The organism is Kribbella sp. NBC_01245 (genome assembly GCF_036226525.1).
Classification (GTDB): domain Bacteria; phylum Actinomycetota; class Actinomycetes; order Propionibacteriales; family Kribbellaceae; genus Kribbella.
Genome location: NZ_CP108487.1, coordinates 3,380,692 through 3,395,215, shown reverse-complemented (window position 1 = coordinate 3,395,215; position 14,524 = coordinate 3,380,692). Strand labels below are relative to the sequence as shown.

General features: G+C 67.1%; 16 protein-coding genes. 10 read left to right on the top strand and 6 right to left on the bottom strand.

What is annotated here, in order from left to right:
• Positions 1 to 258 precede the first annotated feature (258 nt).
• A complete protein-coding gene (locus tag OG394_RS14920; protein ID WP_328995946.1) occupies positions 259 to 714 on the bottom strand; it encodes a MaoC family dehydratase in 456 nt (151 codons plus the stop codon).
• Positions 715 to 740: 26 nt separating this feature from the next.
• Positions 741 to 1,502 (bottom strand): 3-oxoacyl-ACP reductase FabG, encoded by a 762-nt coding sequence (gene fabG, locus OG394_RS14915; protein WP_328995945.1) that lies wholly within the window; start codon positions 1,500 to 1,502, stop codon positions 741 to 743.
• 94 nt (positions 1,503 to 1,596) lie between these two features.
• Between fabG and OG394_RS14910 the strand changes: the two genes are divergently transcribed.
• Genes OG394_RS14910 through OG394_RS14895 form a run of 4 tightly spaced genes read left to right on the top strand, consistent with a single transcriptional unit; the run spans position 1,597 to position 3,306 of the window.
• Positions 1,597 to 2,013, top strand: a complete 417-nt coding sequence (locus tag OG394_RS14910) for an acyl-CoA thioesterase (protein ID WP_328995944.1) — start codon at positions 1,597 to 1,599, stop codon at positions 2,011 to 2,013.
• The gene (locus OG394_RS14905; RefSeq protein WP_328995943.1) at positions 2,010 to 2,417 is read left to right on the top strand and encodes an acyl-CoA thioesterase; all 408 of its coding nucleotides are present in this window, start codon (positions 2,010 to 2,012) and stop codon (positions 2,415 to 2,417) included. The genes OG394_RS14910 and OG394_RS14905 overlap by 4 nt, the downstream gene beginning before the upstream one ends.
• Positions 2,418 to 2,422: 5 nt before the next feature.
• Complete coding sequence (locus tag OG394_RS14900) at positions 2,423 to 2,845, top strand: globin (RefSeq protein WP_328995942.1); 423 nt, start codon at positions 2,423 to 2,425, stop codon at positions 2,843 to 2,845.
• 29 nt (positions 2,846 to 2,874) lie between these two features.
• Positions 2,875 to 3,306 (top strand): OsmC family peroxiredoxin, encoded by a 432-nt coding sequence (locus OG394_RS14895; RefSeq protein ID WP_328995941.1) that lies wholly within the window; start codon positions 2,875 to 2,877, stop codon positions 3,304 to 3,306.
• 57 nt (positions 3,307 to 3,363) lie between these two features.
• Here OG394_RS14895 and OG394_RS14890 read toward each other — a convergent pair whose 3' ends face one another.
• On the bottom strand, positions 3,364 to 4,119 hold the full coding sequence (locus OG394_RS14890; RefSeq protein ID WP_328995940.1) for a mechanosensitive ion channel family protein: 756 nt from the start codon (positions 4,117 to 4,119) through the stop codon (positions 3,364 to 3,366).
• Between the two features lie 53 nt (positions 4,120 to 4,172).
• On the opposite strand from OG394_RS14890, the gene OG394_RS14885 reads away from it, so the two are divergent.
• The 6 genes from OG394_RS14885 to OG394_RS14860 all read left to right on the top strand — a co-directional run bounded on the left by OG394_RS14885 (position 4,173) and on the right by OG394_RS14860 (position 9,595).
• A complete protein-coding gene (locus OG394_RS14885) occupies positions 4,173 to 5,162 on the top strand; it encodes a hypothetical protein (RefSeq protein ID WP_328995939.1) in 990 nt (329 codons plus the stop codon).
• 90 nt (positions 5,163 to 5,252) lie between these two features.
• On the top strand, positions 5,253 to 7,388 hold the full coding sequence (gene malQ, locus OG394_RS14880) for a 4-alpha-glucanotransferase (protein WP_328995938.1): 2,136 nt from the start codon (positions 5,253 to 5,255) through the stop codon (positions 7,386 to 7,388).
• A 220-nt stretch (positions 7,389 to 7,608) separates the two neighbouring features.
• Positions 7,609 to 8,208, top strand: coding sequence for a lytic polysaccharide monooxygenase auxiliary activity family 9 protein (locus OG394_RS14875; RefSeq protein ID WP_328995937.1), 600 nt, complete (start codon positions 7,609 to 7,611; stop codon positions 8,206 to 8,208).
• A 145-nt stretch (positions 8,209 to 8,353) separates the two neighbouring features.
• Positions 8,354 to 8,857: a hypothetical protein gene (locus OG394_RS14870; protein ID WP_328995936.1), complete on the top strand. Its 504-nt coding sequence runs from the start codon at positions 8,354 to 8,356 to the stop codon at positions 8,855 to 8,857.
• 71 nt (positions 8,858 to 8,928) lie between these two features.
• Positions 8,929 to 9,195: an aa3-type cytochrome oxidase subunit CtaJ gene (gene ctaJ, locus OG394_RS14865; protein WP_328995935.1), complete on the top strand. Its 267-nt coding sequence runs from the start codon at positions 8,929 to 8,931 to the stop codon at positions 9,193 to 9,195.
• Positions 9,182 to 9,595, top strand: coding sequence for a DUF5130 family protein (locus tag OG394_RS14860; protein ID WP_328995934.1), 414 nt, complete (start codon positions 9,182 to 9,184; stop codon positions 9,593 to 9,595). Before ctaJ ends, OG394_RS14860 begins: the two co-directional genes overlap by 14 nt.
• Here OG394_RS14860 and OG394_RS14855 read toward each other — a convergent pair whose 3' ends face one another.
• The 3 genes from OG394_RS14855 to OG394_RS14845 are packed head-to-tail and all read right to left on the bottom strand — an operon-like array spanning position 9,596 to position 14,458.
• Positions 9,596 to 10,783, bottom strand: a complete 1,188-nt coding sequence (locus tag OG394_RS14855; RefSeq protein WP_328995933.1) for a glycoside hydrolase family 88/105 protein — start codon at positions 10,781 to 10,783, stop codon at positions 9,596 to 9,598. It abuts the gene before it with no gap.
• A 9-nt stretch (positions 10,784 to 10,792) separates the two neighbouring features.
• Positions 10,793 to 12,817: a PQQ-dependent sugar dehydrogenase gene (locus OG394_RS14850; RefSeq protein WP_328995932.1), complete on the bottom strand. Its 2,025-nt coding sequence runs from the start codon at positions 12,815 to 12,817 to the stop codon at positions 10,793 to 10,795.
• A 39-nt stretch (positions 12,818 to 12,856) separates the two neighbouring features.
• A complete protein-coding gene (locus OG394_RS14845) occupies positions 12,857 to 14,458 on the bottom strand; it encodes a carbohydrate-binding protein (RefSeq protein ID WP_328995931.1) in 1,602 nt (533 codons plus the stop codon).
• Positions 14,459 to 14,524: the final 66 nt, after the last annotated feature.

Sequence of the window (14,524 nt, the reverse complement as noted above, 5' to 3'; positions counted from 1 at the left end):
GGACCCGGGCCGGGTCAAGGGCGCGCATGCGTCGGCGGTAGCCGATGGAACCCTTGACGCGGACCGGGTCCACCTGACAATTCGCAAGACCTCAGGGGACGGGTGCAACCAACACAACCCGGCCCAAGTCCGTACCTGGCAGGCGATTAGCGTTGATTCGTCCGAATCCGCCCGCCCACGTTGTCGTACATCTGACCCGCCGCACCAAGGGGCGAGCGGATTCAGACGAATCAACGCAACAAGAGGCAGGCGGGAGCGTTAGCGGACGAGGAGGACGACGGTTTCGGCGACGCAGGCCGGTTTGGGGCTGTTCTCGATCTCGATCACCCATTGCAGCGAGACCTGGACGCCGGCCGGGGTCTCCTGGGCGCCCGAGATCTGCGCGCTGGCCCGAACCCGAGCCCCAACCGGCACAGGCGCCGGGAAGCGGACCTTGTTCACCCCATAGTTGAGCTTCGCCGTCGCGCCCTTGACCGAGAACAGCTCCTCGCCGAACCGCGCGATCAGGCTAAGCGTTAGATACCCGTGCGCGATCGTCCCGCCGTACGGCCCCTTGGCCGCCCGCGCCACGTCAACATGGATCCACTGGTGATCACCGGTCGCCTCGGCGAACTGGTTCACCTGCTCCTGCGTGATCTCCAGCCACTCGGTCTCACCCAACTGGGTCCCGACGGAATGGGCGACCTCATCGATCCCCGTGAACTCGTGCGCCATAGGAGTCTCCTCAACCCAGTCGGAAATCAGTTCCGAGGCCCACCGGCGACGTACAGCACCTGGCCGGAAACGAACCCGGCCTCGTCGCTGCAGAAGTACGACGCGGCGGCGGCGATGTCCTCGGGCTTACCGGTGCGGTTGACCGGGATCTGCGCCGCGGTGGCCTTCTTGAACTCCTCGAAGTCGACGCCGACCCGGGCGGCGGTGGCGGCCGTCATGTCGGTTTCGATGAAGCCCGGCGCGATCGCGTTCGAGGTGATGCCGAACTTGCCCAGCTCGATCGCCAGCGTCTTCGCCAGACCCTGCAGCCCGGCCTTCGCGGAGGCGTAGTTCGCCTGGCCGCGGTTGCCCAGCGCCGAGGTGGACGAGAGGAAGACGATCCGGCCGTACCCGGCGTCGACCATGTGCTTCTGGCAGGCCTTCGACATCAGGAACGAGCCGCGCAGGTGCACCGACATCACGGTGTCCCAGTCGTCCTCGGACATCTTGAACAGCAGGTTGTCGCGCAGGACGCCCGCGTTGTTGATCAGGATCGTCGGCGCGCCCAGCTCGGCCACGACCCGCTCGATCGCGGCGGCGACCTGGTCGGACTTGCTCACGTCACAGCCGACGGCGACGGCCTTGCCGCCCGCCTCGGTGATGGCCTTGACGGTCGCCTCGCAGGCGGCCTGGTCCAGGTCCAGTACGGCGACCGCGTTACCGTCGGCGGCGAGGCGCTGGGCCACGGCCGCGCCGATCCCGCGGGCCGCTCCGGTCACGATCGCTACCCGGCTCTGCTGCTCGCTCATTGAGGCCATGCTCCTTACCAAGTCTGATGGGGTTCGGCATGAGACTACTCACGCCTGCTCGTGCTCGCTGTGACACGAGTGGGAGGATCTGCGTGTGACACGTCACGTCTATCACTGTCCGCTGCGCTGGGGTGACATGGATTCCCTCGGCCATGTCAACAACAGCCGGTACGTCGACTACCTGCAGGACGCCCGCGTCGATCTGCTCTTCCGGACGGCCAAGGAGCTCGGCGCCGACGAGCTGGATACCGGCCTGCTGGTCGCCCGGCACGAGGTGCAGTACCGCGCGCCGCTGGTCTACCGGGAGGCGCCGGTGCGGATCGAGCTCTGGATCAGCCGGATCCGGGCCGCCTCGTTCGAGGTCGACTACGAGATCCTGGACGTCGAGCCCGAGCGCAAGGTGTACGTCGAGGCGCGCACGCGGCTGGTGCCGTTCGACTTCACCGCGAACCGGTTGCGCCGGATCACCCCGATCGAGCGCGAGGCGCTGGAGAAGCTGGTGTCCTCATGACCTTCAGTTATCCCGCCTTGGTCCGCTGGTCCGATATCGACTCGTACGACCACGTGAACAACGTGCGCTATTTCGACTACTTCCAGGAGGCCCGGATCGCGTTCCTCGCGCAGGTGGCCGAGCTCCCGGACGCGGGCTTCTTCGACGTCTACCCGTGCGTGCTGGTCAGCCAGACCGTCGACTACCTCCGGCCGATCGTGTTGCGCCACCCGCCGTACGACGTGGAGGTCTGGGTCGACGCGGTCGGCAACTCGTCATACACGCTGGGATCCCGGATCGTGGACGGTGACGCTGTGTACGCGAAGGCCACGTCCGTGCTGGTCGCGGTGGAGGCCGTCACGCACGTGAAACGGGCTTTAGGTGATGCCGAGCGTTCGGCACTTACCAGGTACTTGAGACAATGATCTTGATGACCGAACCACAGAGCTTCTATGACGCCGTCGGCGGGGCGGACACCTTCCACCGGCTGGTGGCGGCGTTCTACCGCGGCGTGGCCGAGGATCCCGTCCTGCGGCCGATGTATCCCGAGGCGGATCTGGGACCGGCCGAGCAGCGGTTCCGGATGTTCCTCGAGCAGTACTGGGGTGGACCCCGCACCTATTCCGAACAGCGCGGACACCCGCGGCTGCGGATGCGGCACAACCCGTTCGCGGTGACACCGGCCGCTCGGGACCGCTGGCTGGGGCATATGCGCGACGCCTTGGACGGGATCAAGCTCGACCCGGACCGGGACGAGGAGATCTGGAAGTACATGGTGATGGCCGCGCACAGCATGGTGAACGCCGACGAGCCGATCCACCCGGGCGCGATCGACGTGTCCGAGAACCGCTAATCGCTGATCTTTAGGGAGAACAAACGAGCATGGCTGCTACCCGCAATGCCAGGGCCCACTGGGAAGGTTCGCTGCTGGAGGGCGCCGGTCAGGTGAACCTCGAGTCGTCCGGACTGGGTACCTTCGACGTCACCTGGGCCGCCCGTACGGAAGAAGCCGCCAGCGGCCGGACCAGCCCGGAAGAGCTGATCGCCGCCGCCCACTCGAGCTGCTACAACATGGCCCTGTCGCACGCCTTGGCCACCGCCGGCAACCCGCCGGAGGCCCTCGACACCGCCGCGGCCGTCACCTTCCAGCCCGGCGAGGGCATCACGGGCATCAAGCTCGCCGTCAACGGCAAGGTGCCCGGCCTGACCGCGGAGGAGTTCGCCAGCTTCGCCGAGGACGCCAAGAAGAACTGCCCCGTGAGCCAGGCCCTGACCGGGACGACCATCACCCTGGACGTCACCTTCACCGCCTGACCTCGCTCTAACCGACAGCCCCCGCGCCTTCTGGCCGGGGGCTGTCGTCATAACAGGTCAATGGCCTTCGGCGGGAGCCTCGTACGGCGCGGGGGCGTTGGCGGCGGATTCGCGCGCGCTGGCGGCGGCCTCGGCGTTGGTTTCGGCGGCGGCGACCTGGTCGGGGGAGCGGGTGCTGAGGTTGCCGACCCGCAGGACTTCGCCGTTGCGGACGTACCAGGTGGTGCCGTCATCGCCGCGCAGCCGCGTGATGCGGAGGCCCACGGACTCGACCACACCGGTTGCCTTTTCCATGTCGATGAGGTCGCCGACGCCGTACTGGTCTTCGAAGATCATGAAAATGCCGGCGAGGAAGTCCTTCACCAGGGTCTGCGCGCCGAAGCCGAGCACCACGCCGATGATGCTGGCCGACGCCACCAGCGGCAGCACGTTGAAGCCGAGTTCGTTGAGCAGCATCACCAGGAGGACGGCGCTGAGCACGATCGTGACGACGCTGCACAGCAGGGACGCGACGGTCTCGGCCCGCTGCGCGCGGCGCTCGTTCTGCAGGGTGGACTCGACGAACTGGCTGCCGCGCTTCGACTTGGCCAGCAGACCGGCGACATGACCATTGCCATTACCGGTACGGCGGCCGATCTTGTGGATCGCCCGGTGCAGGAACCAGCGCAGCACGAAGAACCCGATGAACAGGCCGGCGATCTTGGCAGGCAACACGATGACCTGGTCGGTCAGTTCCAGCTTGCCGTCGTTGCCCACTCGCCACAGAGTCGGGAATTCGAGGCTGGACACGAGGGGTATCAGCAGTTTTTCCATCTCGTCGCCCTACTGTATAGAGGCTGGACCAGGGGTACTCGGGAAGGGGCTGGATGACGAGCCGTCTCGACGACGAGTTGCGCCGCTTGGTCGGCGCAGGGGTGCTGCGGATCTACCAGGCGGATGCCCTGCGCGCCGCGGCGGAAGCCGACGCGGCCGCGAGCCGCGCCGAGCCCTTCGTCGGCCAGATCCCACTCGGCCTCGCCAAGCCGGAAAAACCCGCACCGATCCCTGGTCCCAGAAAAACCTCCGCCCTGATCGAAGTCCTCGGCTATATCGGCGGAGTGCTACTGCTCGGAGCCGTCGGCCTACTGACCGTGGCGAACTGGTCGCTGATGGGCCAAGGCGCCCGCATCACCACAGCGGTGGTGTCCGCCCTCGTGCTACTCGGCGCCTCAGCCGTCGTCGCGTACATCCGCGACCGCGATCAGCCGTCCTCCGCGCTGGCCGCCCTCGGCGCGTGCACCGCCGGGTTCGCCACCTCGGTGATCATCGCCGACGCCCCGGGCCGCCTCATCGGCGTACTGGTCGCCCTGATCGTCGCGGGCATCGGGCTCTGGTTGTTACGCGGTACGTCGTTGCTGGCGGCAACCTTCGCCATCCTCGCGGTCGGCGTTTTCGAGGTGGTGTTCGACCTCATCGACCAGAACGGCAGCCGCAACGACACGGCCGGGTTGGCCGGCGCCGGGTTCATCCTGGTCGCGGCCGTGATGGGCCTGCTCGGGTTGGTCCGCGACCGGGTCACCGCCTGGACGCTGGCGGGCGCGGCGGCCTTCGGCTCCTCGATGTGCTGGCTGGTCCAAGACCGTGGCGAGCTGATGGCCCTGGCCGTCGGCACCGCTGGTTCGGCCGCGGTGCTCCTGGCCTACTCCCGCCACCGCGCCCCGGCGTACGTCGTGGTCGGGTGTTCGATCCTGCTGGTGGTCTGGCCGACAAGCCTCTACCGCCTGACCGACAACGTGGCAGGTGTCGCGATCGGCCTGCTGATCGCAAGCTCAGCCCTGATCGCCACCGTCATCGTGCTCTCCCGCCGCGACCGATAGCGGCCTTCCGATCGGTAATCCAGGTTTCCTCGACACCCCGCAGCGCGAAGGAGTTCACCCGGGGTGCGGGGATGGGGCAGACTCGTGCCGGTGACCGCACCTACGCCCGCCCTCGTCGAGTTGGCCGTCGCGCATGGAGTGGCGACCGAGTACTGGGACTGGCAGGGGCAACACGTCATCGTCTCGACCGAAGTGGTCGCGGCCGTGCTCGCCGCCCTCGGTGTCGACGCCTCCACGCCCGACCGCGCGGCGCAGGCTCTGGTCGATCACCGCCAGGCTCGTTGGCGTCGTACGTTGCCGGCCACGTTGGTCATCCGCGAAGGCTGGACGCCCTGGTTCGCCGTACATCTGCCGCATGGTTCGACCGCCGAGGTCTGGATCGAGCTGGAGGACGGCGGCCAGCGGCGCGATGTCGCCCAGCAGGAGCATTGGGTCGAGCCCGAGTGGATCGACGGCATGCAGGTCGGCGAAGCGACGTACCAGGTGCCTGGCGATCTGCCGCTCGGGTACCACCGGATCCACGCCCGCGTCGCCGGTCAGACGAAGATCGCCGTCTGCTCGTTGATCGTCACCCCCGAGCGGATCGAGCCGAACGCCCGGCAGCGGCGGCGCAGCTGGGGTTGGGTGCTGCAGCTCTATTCGGTGCGCTCGCGTCGTTCGTGGGGGATCGGCGACCTGCACGATCTCGGCGATCTGGCCGCGTGGTCCGCGCACGACCTCGGCGCGGGGTTCGTTCTGATCAACCCGTTGCACGCGGCCGAGACCGCCGGTCGGATGGAGCCCTCGCCGTACCTGCCGGCCTCGCGCCGCTTCGGTAACCCGATCTACCTGCGCGTCGAGGACATCGAGGAGTACGGCGATCTCGCGCCGGCCGAGCGCGACCAGGTGCGGGCCCTCGGTCTGCAGGCGCGCGCGCTCAACGAGGACGCCACCCAGCTCGAACGCGATGTCGCCTGGGCCGCCAAACGCGAGGCCCTGCAGTTGCTCTTCGCCGTGCGGCCCTCGGTCGGCCGGATCGCGGAGTACGGCGCCTACCGCGATCGCGAGGGCCAGGGCTTGATCGACTTCGCCACCTGGGCCGCGATCGCGGATGTGCACGGGCCCGAGTGGAGCAAATGGCCCGAGGAGTTGTCGGATCCGGTCGGGCCCGAGGTGGTGGCCTTCCGGCGGGAGCACGCCAAGCTGGTCGACTTCCATTGCTGGCTGCAGTGGCAGCTCGACGAACAACTCGGACGGGTGCAGGCGCGGGCGCGTTCGGCCGGGATGGCGCTCGGGGTTGTGCACGACCTCGCCGTCGGCGTACATCCCGATGGTGCGGACGCCTGGGCCTTGCAGCGCGTGCTCGCGGCGGGCATGCACGTTGGTGCGCCGCCGGACGCGTTCAACCAGCAGGGGCAGGACTGGTCGCAGCCGCCTTGGCGTCCCGACGCGCTCGCCGAAACGGGCTACGCCGCCTGGCGGGACCTGGTCCGCGCCGTGCTCCGGCATGGCGGTGGGTTGCGGATCGACCACATCCTCGGGTTGTTCCGGCTGTGGTGGGTGACGTCGCCGGATCGGCCGACCGACGGCACGTACGTGCGGTACGACCACGAGGCGCTGCTCGGCATCCTCGTCCTCGAGGCAACCCGAGCCGACAGCGGCGAAGGTGTCGTGGTGATCGGGGAGGACCTCGGCACGTTCGAGCCGTGGGTGCGGGATTACCTGACCGAGCGCGGCATTCTCGGTACGTCGGTGCTGTGGTTCGAGCGCGACGAACACGGTCAGCCGCTCGCGCCGGAGCGCTGGCGCGAGTTGTGCCTTGCCACCGTGACCACGCATGACCTGCCGCCGACCGCGGGCTATCTCGCCGGCGACCACGTGCAGCTGCGGCACGACCTCGGCCTGCTCACGCGGGACCTCGAGACCGAGATCGCGGTCGACTCGGCCGAGCGCGAGGCCTGGCTGAAGGTGCTGCGCGATCGCAAGCTGCTCGGGCCGGACGACACCGACGTCGAGCGCGTGGTGGAGGCGCTGCACCGGTACGTCGCGCAGACGCCGTCGCGGCTTCTCGGCGTGGCGCTCGCTGACGCTGTGGGCGAGCGTCGTACGCAGAATCAGCCTGGCACCACCGACGAGTACCCGAACTGGCGGGTGCCGTTGGGCGGGCCGGACGGTACGGCGGTGTTGCTCGAGGACTTGCCGAACAACGCCCGATTGCGTCGCTTGGTGGGCACGCTTTCCATCTGAACCGCCTTGTATTGCAGGCCTTGTATTGCAGGGCGTGCAACTGCCTCCGCAGGTTTTGGATGAACACCGCATATCTGCTTGTCGAACGGTTGACAGCAGAAAGGCAACGTTGTTACCTATTCACCAGCGCGCTTTGTGCAAGAACCCTTTCTTTATCCCCTGCTAACCCCCTGTGTTCCCCCTTGCCCCCATGTTCGGGAAACAGAAGGAGTGGTCAGCAATGCTCCGTTCGCGCAAGCTCAGTTCGGCCTGTATCGCCCTCGGCGCGGCGTCCCTGATGGTCACGACGTCGGTGCCGTTGGCCTACGGTCACGGTTTCACCAACGCACCGACCAGTCGTGCCAAGTTCTGTCAGCAGGGCACCGTCAGCAACTGCGGCCAGATCCAGTGGGAGCCGCAGAGCGTGGAAGGCCCGAAGGGCTTCCCGGGTGCCGGTCCCGCCGATGGAAAGCTCTGCTCCGCCGGTCTCGGCCAGTTCGCCCAACTGGACGACCCGCGCGGTGGCGCCTGGCCCACCACCTCGGTGCGGTCGGGACAGTCTTACACGTTCCGCTGGCACCTCACGGCGCCTCATCGCACCACGAACTTCAAGTACTACATCACCAAGCAGGGCTGGAATTCGAACGCGCCACTGACCCGGTCGGCACTGGATCTCACGCCCTTCCTCACCGTCAATCTCAACGGCGCGCAACCGTCGACCGACCCGCAACACCCCGGCACCATTCCGTCCAGGAGCGGGCGTCATCTCATCCTGGCGGTTTGGACCATTCATGACACGGCCAACGCGTTCTACCAGTGTTCGGATGTGAACTTCGGGTAATCCCGGCTGGGGATAGCGGATCGTCCGTTATCCCCAGTTTTCATCTGGCTTTTCCGTGCCGAGGGCTCGCCAGGTCCACACTTCGCCAGTATCTTTCGAGGGCAGTGTTGGATCGGTAACCTTTTCCCGCCCGGAGGAGACCATCATGAACCGCATCGTCCGCCGCATTCTCGTTCCGCTCACCGCCCTCCTCGTCGGGTTCCTGCCCGGCGTGATGGCGGTCCAGCAGGCCGAGGCGGTCACCAAGATGACCCACTCGCAAGCCGCCTCGATCTTCCGTGCCGCCGGTATCACCTGGTCCTCGACCGGCAACTGCTCGGACTGGAACGTCAGCACCTGTACGTCGTTCACCAACATCAACGACACCACCGTGTACGGCGCCCGGACGCTGAAGCAGGCCAGCGGCTGTGCACTCAACATCACCGGTGGCACCGAGGTCGGCCACGCCAGTGGCACCTACAGCCACCGCAACGGCTACAAGGTCGACTTCTCGCTCTACACCTGCATCGGCAACTACATCCGGGGGAACTTCACCCGGATCGCCGACCGCGGTGACGGCGCGGCACAGTGGCGCTCCGGCGCCGGCAACATCTACGCGCTCGAGAGCAACCACTGGGACGTCACGTACTTCAACTGCGGCGGCTGCTGACACCGCCGGGACCTGAGCCCGCACCGGCCCCCGTGCTTCGTGGGGACCAGTGCGGCCTCTAGTCTGTAGCCGTGATTGCTCAGCTCTCCGGCCACACCGTGGCGGTGTTCGTCGGGATACCGGCCCTGATCGTTGCCGTGGTGGCGCTGCTCGTGTACGCGTCGTCCATCGCCAAGGGCCCGCGCTACCGCCCGGGCCTGTCCTGGTGGGCCCCGCCGGTCTGGATCGGTGGACCTGGCGACCGGACCACCACGACCGCACCCGAACTGACCGCAGGCGAAGCGGCTGCCAAGACCGTCGTCGTTCAGAGCCCTGGAGGCGCAAGTGCCAGCTGGTGACGCTTTCTCCCCGGACCAGCTGCACGACCTCGAGCGTGCGGTTCGCAACGCCGAGAACGCCTCCGGGCTGCACTTCTCGGTCTACGTCGGCGGTGCCGACTCCGAGACCCGGCCGTTCGCGCTGGAGTTGCTCGGTCAGCTGGACGACCCGGACCGCAGTGTCCTGGTGTACGTCGACCCGGCCGGCCGTCGGCTCGAGATCGTGACCGGCTCGCAGGCCAAGCGCGTGGTGACCGACGTACAGGCCGGCCTGGCCGCGCTGACCATGCAGGCGTCCTTCGCGGCCGGCGACCTCACCGGTGGTCTGGTGACGGGAGTCCAGCAGCTGGGCGAGCACGCCCGCCAGCTGCCGATGCTCCACGCCGACCAGATCCACCAACAAGGCGCCCAGACCAAGTAGTCACCTCGCCCTCGGCCTGAGCTGCTCGTTCATGATCAGGAAAGCGCCGAGGCCGTGGAAGTCGTTCGTGGCGCGTTCGCGGGCGATGTAGTAGGCGTAGTTGCCGACGTTCGTGCCGATCGAGATGTCGTTCAGGTTGGTCCGGCCGTCGGTGCCGAGGGAGATCTTCGCGAGCACCCCTTGGTAGCCGCGATCAGCTGTCGCCTGGTACGACGCCGCGACGTACCCGCGTCGCACGGCTCTGGCGATCGTGAACGCGTACATGCTGGAGCACGACGTCTCTGTCCAGTTGTCGGCCCTGCTGCCCTTGTCGACAACCTGGAACCACCTACCGGTCTTCGGATCCTGGTAGCGGGCATACCCGGCGATGAGCTTCCCGAGCACGCTGAGCAGTTCCGCCCGGCGCGGGTGGTCCGGCCGGATCACTTCGAGTACGTCGATCGTGGCCATCCCGTACCAGCCTTCGGCGCGGCACCACACCTCAGGCGACTGGCCGGTCGTGGTGTTGGCCCACGACTGCTCACGCGCCTCGTCGTACGCATGCCGGAGCAGACCGGTCGAACGCTGCAGCCGTTTTGCGTAGACCAGTAGCTGGTCCACCGTCTCCTTGTCGGCGTACGTCGAGTCGCCGAACTGGCGGCCGTACTCCGCGAGGAACGGGTTGACCATGAACACGCCGTCCGCCCAGAGCTGGTGCTCCCGGCTCGTGGCGTGCCAGAACCCGCGGTCGGCCGTGCGGGGGTACGTGTTCAGCCGGTTGCGGATCTTGGCGGCAGCGATCTTGTAGCGGTCCTGGCCCGTCTCCTTGTGCAGGATGACCAGTAGGCGGCCGGACAACATGCTGTCGAGGTTGTTGAAGCTGTTGGTGATGTTGCCGCTGCTGTCGACGAATCGGTCCACCCAGGCCTTGAGGTAGTTCAAGTACCTCGGGTCCTTCGTGCGTTGGTAGACCAGGTACTGGCCGTAGAGATAGAGGCCGCGGGTGTACGACCATCCGCCCAGCGTGGCCGGCGTATACCTGGCCATGGTGGACTCGACCACTTGCACCGACCAGTCGGTCTCGGTGGTGGTCACGTGGGTTGTGCTCTGGTCGGGCCTCGCCTGGGCGGCGGGCAGGACGCCCGCCGCCAGGGAGCCGACCGTCAACGCCGCGACCAGACCGCGGCGAAGGAACTTGGTCGACGACATACGCACTCCCTAGGAGAGGTTGGACCGGAACAACTTGTCGGAGCCGTCGGGTTCGCCGCCGTTGTTGTCGGCGTTGGTCGTGCCGAACCAGATCGCGTTCTCGCCCGGCACCTTGTTGACCGCGCGCAGGCGGCCGTACGTGCCGGTCCAATGCGAGGTGACGGAGCTGACGCTCTCTCCGTTGAGCACGATCCGGTACAGCCGCTCACCACGGAGTGCCGCCATGTAGAGCGCGCCGTTCGCGAAGGCCAGCCCGCTCGGTGAGGCCGACGAGGTCGACCAGGTTCGCTTGGGGTTGGTCATACCCGAGACGCTGCAGTTGCCCTCACATGTCGGCCAGCCGTAGTTGCGCCCGGGCAGGATCAGGTTGAGCTCGTCGACGCTGGAGTTGCCCAGTTCCGACGACCAGAGCCGGCCGGCGGAGTCCCAGGCCAGGCCCTGCGGGTTGCGGTGACCGAGGCTATAGATCGCCGTGCCGAACGGGTTGCCCGGTGCGGGTGCGCCGGACTTGGTGATGCGCAGGATCTTGCCGTTCAGCGAGTTCCTGTCCTGGGCCAGGTTGCTCTGCTGCGAGTCGCCGATCGCGACGTAGATGTAGCCGTCGGGACCGAAGCGCAGCCGGCCGCCGTTGTGGTAGCGGCTCTTCCGCATGCCGTTCAGCACCACGCTGTATCCGGACAGGCTGGTGCCGTTGAAGTTCATCTTGGCGATGCGGTTGTTGTCCGTCGAGGTGTGCATGAAGAACACCTCCTGGTCGGTGGTGCCGTTCCAGGTCGGGGAGAACGCGACGCCCATCAGGCCGCCCTCTCCGCTGGTGGTCTGGCTGTTCGGCACGGTGCCGACCTGGGTCTTGCCGGAGCCGTCCTTGTTGATCTTGTAGACCCGGAAGTTGTCCCGCTCGGTCACCAGGGCGAACGCGCCACTCGGGGCGAAGTTGACGTCCCACGGGATCGACCAGCCACTCGACACCTGTGTCGGCGTACCCGGGTTGTTGCCCCCGGCACACGTTCCGGTGGTGAAGTTGACCGTGCCGCTGCGAGGCGAAGTGTTGCCCGCGGCATCTTTCGCCACCACGTGCAAGGTGTACGCCGTGTTGCAGGCGAGCGAGGTGAGCTGCTTGGTCGTGGCCGGCGGGGTGCCGGTGACGGAGTCGACGACGGTGTCGGTGGTGTTGCGAATGTCGTACCGCGTGACACCCCGGTTGTCCGTCGATGCGCCCCAGCTCAAGGTCGCGGAGGTCTGCCCGACGTTGGACGCGGTCGGTTGGCCCGGCGCGGTCGGCGGGGTCGGATCGCCCGGGTCCGAGGTCGTCGTACAGATCGCCTCCGGGCTCGTCTCCGACACGTTGCCCGCGGCATCGCGACCGAAGACGCTTAGCTCATAGGTGGCGTTCGGCCGGAGACCCGTCAGCCGGTGCGGCGTGTTCGGCGCCTCGGCGATCTTCTGGCCTTGGTTGTAGATGTCATAGGCAACAACTCCGACGTTGTCGGTCGAAGGCGGCCAGGTCAGCGTCAACGAGTCGAAGCTGATATCGCTGCACACCGGTTGACCTGGTGCGGTCGGCCGTTGGGTGTCGACGGGTGCGTCTACTCGCAGGCGGTCGAGGTTCGGGCCGCCGTTCGCGGTTGTGGCGGTGGCGCGCACGGTGTTGGCGCCGGCGTTCAACGTCGCGTTGATCGTGACCTCTTGCCAGGTGGTCCACGCGCCGGTGCCGGGGAACGACTTGGCCGCGCCGACGCTGGTGCCGTTGACCGCGATGGTCATCGGGCGGTCGGTGGTGGTGCCGTTGGCGAACCGGAAGACCAGGCTCGCCGGTCCGGCGGCGGCCGCGTTCACCGAGATCTGGACGTAGCTGCCGGTCACGTTGTTGTAGTTGACGAACCCCGTACCGGTGTAGCCGGTGTGGTTGGACTCGACCACCCCTTGGGAGATCGTGCCGCTCTCGGCTTGGTAGTCAACGGCGGCGGGTATTGCGTTGGCCGTAGTGGGGATGATCAGGAGGACGGCCGCTAAGGCCGCTGTGTAGCGCTTCATTGCTTTCCTCTCAACTGTTCGGCTGGGCGGGAACCGCAGTCAGGGAGTGGCCACCTCCAGGTAGTCGAGGTTGGGCGCGCCGCCGCTGTTCGTGGCGGTGGCGCGGATGACGTTCGTCCCGGCTTTCAGGTCCACGGTCAGGTGGGCGGTTCGCCACAACGACCAGGCGCCGGTGCCGGGGAAGGACTTCGCTGTTGCCGAGGGGGTGCCGTTGGCGGCGATGGTCATCGGGCGGTCGGTGCTGGTCCCGTTCGCGTAGTCGAACACCAAGGTCGCTCGTCCGGCCTCAGCTCGCTCGACCGTCCACTGGACGTAACTGCCGACCGCGTTCGGGGTGTTCGCAAACCCTAGGCCGGAGAAGCCCGAGTGATCCTTGTCGACCGTCGTGCCAGTCGTGAACGTCGCCGCCTCGGCTTCGTGGCGCGTCGTCGTACCGGCCCTGCTCACGCGGTAGAGCACGGTGCCATGAGCCGGGACCGACGCACTGATCGAACCCGTCGTGGTCCGGATCGCCTTACTCCACAGGTCTTTCAGCGTGTACGACGAGGAGCCGCCGAGGCCTAGCGCGGCCGCGGTGGTGCCGATCGTCGCGGTGCTGGTGGTTTCGTTGGACAAGGCAACGGCCCGATCACCGTTCGCGAGAACCTTGCCGTAGACAACGAGTCCACCGGATGAGCTGATCACCGTGGCCTGGCGGCCGAGCTTATCCTGGTCGATCGCGATCACGTCGGTGTTCTTGAGAATCGTGAAAGTGTCCTCGTTGACCTTGCGCAGGTCGGACCCGATCAGCAGCGGCGCCGACATGATCGCCCAGAGGCTGAAGTGAGTGCGGTATTCGGTCGGAGTCATGCCGCCGTTGCCCACTTCGAGCATGTCCGGGTCGTTCCAGTGGCCGGGTCCGGCGTACTGGGCGAGCACCCGGTTGGCCTGAGCCTTGCCGATCATGCTGGTCCAGTTGTCGCTGATGTCGCCGGTGGTGCGCCAGAGGTTCCCGACCGGTTTGCCCCACTCCCAGACGCGGGGTGGTCCGGTCCGGCCCCACTCGCAGATCGAGTAGACGATCGGCCGCCCGGTGTTGCGTAAGGCGTCGCGCATGGCCGTGTACCGCTTCTGCGCGTCGACGCCCTGGTTGTTGCAGTTGTCGTACTTGAGGTAGTCGACGCCCCAGGAGGCGAAGAGGTTCGCGTCGTCCTGCTCGTGGCCCAGCCCGCCGGGAAAGCCCGCGGTGTTGCAGGTTTTCGTTCCGGCGCTGGTGTAGATGCCGAACTTCAAGCCCTTGCTGTGCACGTAGTCGGCCAAAGACTTGATGCCGTTCGGGAACCTGGCCGGATCGGGGACGAGGTTGCCTTGGGAGTTGCGTTGGGGGAGTGCCCAGCAGTCGTCGAGGTTGACGTACTGGTAGCCGGCGTCCTTCAGCCCGCGGGAGACGAAGATGTCGGCGATGCCCTTGACCATCGCCTCGTTGAAGTCGGCCCGGCAGTGGGTGGTGTTCCAGTTGTTGAAGCCCATCGGTGGAGTCCTGGCCAACCCGTTGTCCAGGGCAACGGCCGGCTCCGGTGAGCTCGTCACCACGGCGGTAAGCCCCGCGGCAAGGACAACCACCGCAGTGACGAACCTCGTGCCCCACCACCTCCCGCTCATCGGACCCTTCTGACCCGGCGTGTCCCCGTTCATCGGACTCTTGTGACGTGGCGTGTCGGCGTTCAC

Coding starts and splice junctions, on each gene's coding strand:
- OG394_RS14920 (WP_328995946.1), bottom strand. CDS start 714: ATGGCGCACGAGTTCACGGGGATCGATGAGGTCGCCCATTCCGTCGGG.
- fabG (WP_328995945.1), bottom strand. CDS start 1,502: ATGAGCGAGCAGCAGAGCCGGGTAGCGATCGTGACCGGAGCGGCCCGC.
- OG394_RS14905 (WP_328995943.1), top strand. CDS start 2,010: ATGACCTTCAGTTATCCCGCCTTGGTCCGCTGGTCCGATATCGACTCG.
- OG394_RS14900 (WP_328995942.1), top strand. CDS start 2,423: ATGACCGAACCACAGAGCTTCTATGACGCCGTCGGCGGGGCGGACACC.
- OG394_RS14895 (WP_328995941.1), top strand. CDS start 2,875: ATGGCTGCTACCCGCAATGCCAGGGCCCACTGGGAAGGTTCGCTGCTG.
- OG394_RS14890 (WP_328995940.1), bottom strand. CDS start 4,119: ATGGAAAAACTGCTGATACCCCTCGTGTCCAGCCTCGAATTCCCGACT.
- OG394_RS14885 (WP_328995939.1), top strand. CDS start 4,173: ATGACGAGCCGTCTCGACGACGAGTTGCGCCGCTTGGTCGGCGCAGGG.
- OG394_RS14875 (WP_328995937.1), top strand. CDS start 7,609: ATGCTCCGTTCGCGCAAGCTCAGTTCGGCCTGTATCGCCCTCGGCGCG.
- OG394_RS14870 (WP_328995936.1), top strand. CDS start 8,354: ATGAACCGCATCGTCCGCCGCATTCTCGTTCCGCTCACCGCCCTCCTC.
- OG394_RS14855 (WP_328995933.1), bottom strand. CDS start 10,783: ATGTCGTCGACCAAGTTCCTTCGCCGCGGTCTGGTCGCGGCGTTGACG.
- OG394_RS14850 (WP_328995932.1), bottom strand. CDS start 12,817: ATGAAGCGCTACACAGCGGCCTTAGCGGCCGTCCTCCTGATCATCCCC.
- OG394_RS14845 (WP_328995931.1), bottom strand. CDS start 14,458: ATGAGCGGGAGGTGGTGGGGCACGAGGTTCGTCACTGCGGTGGTTGTC.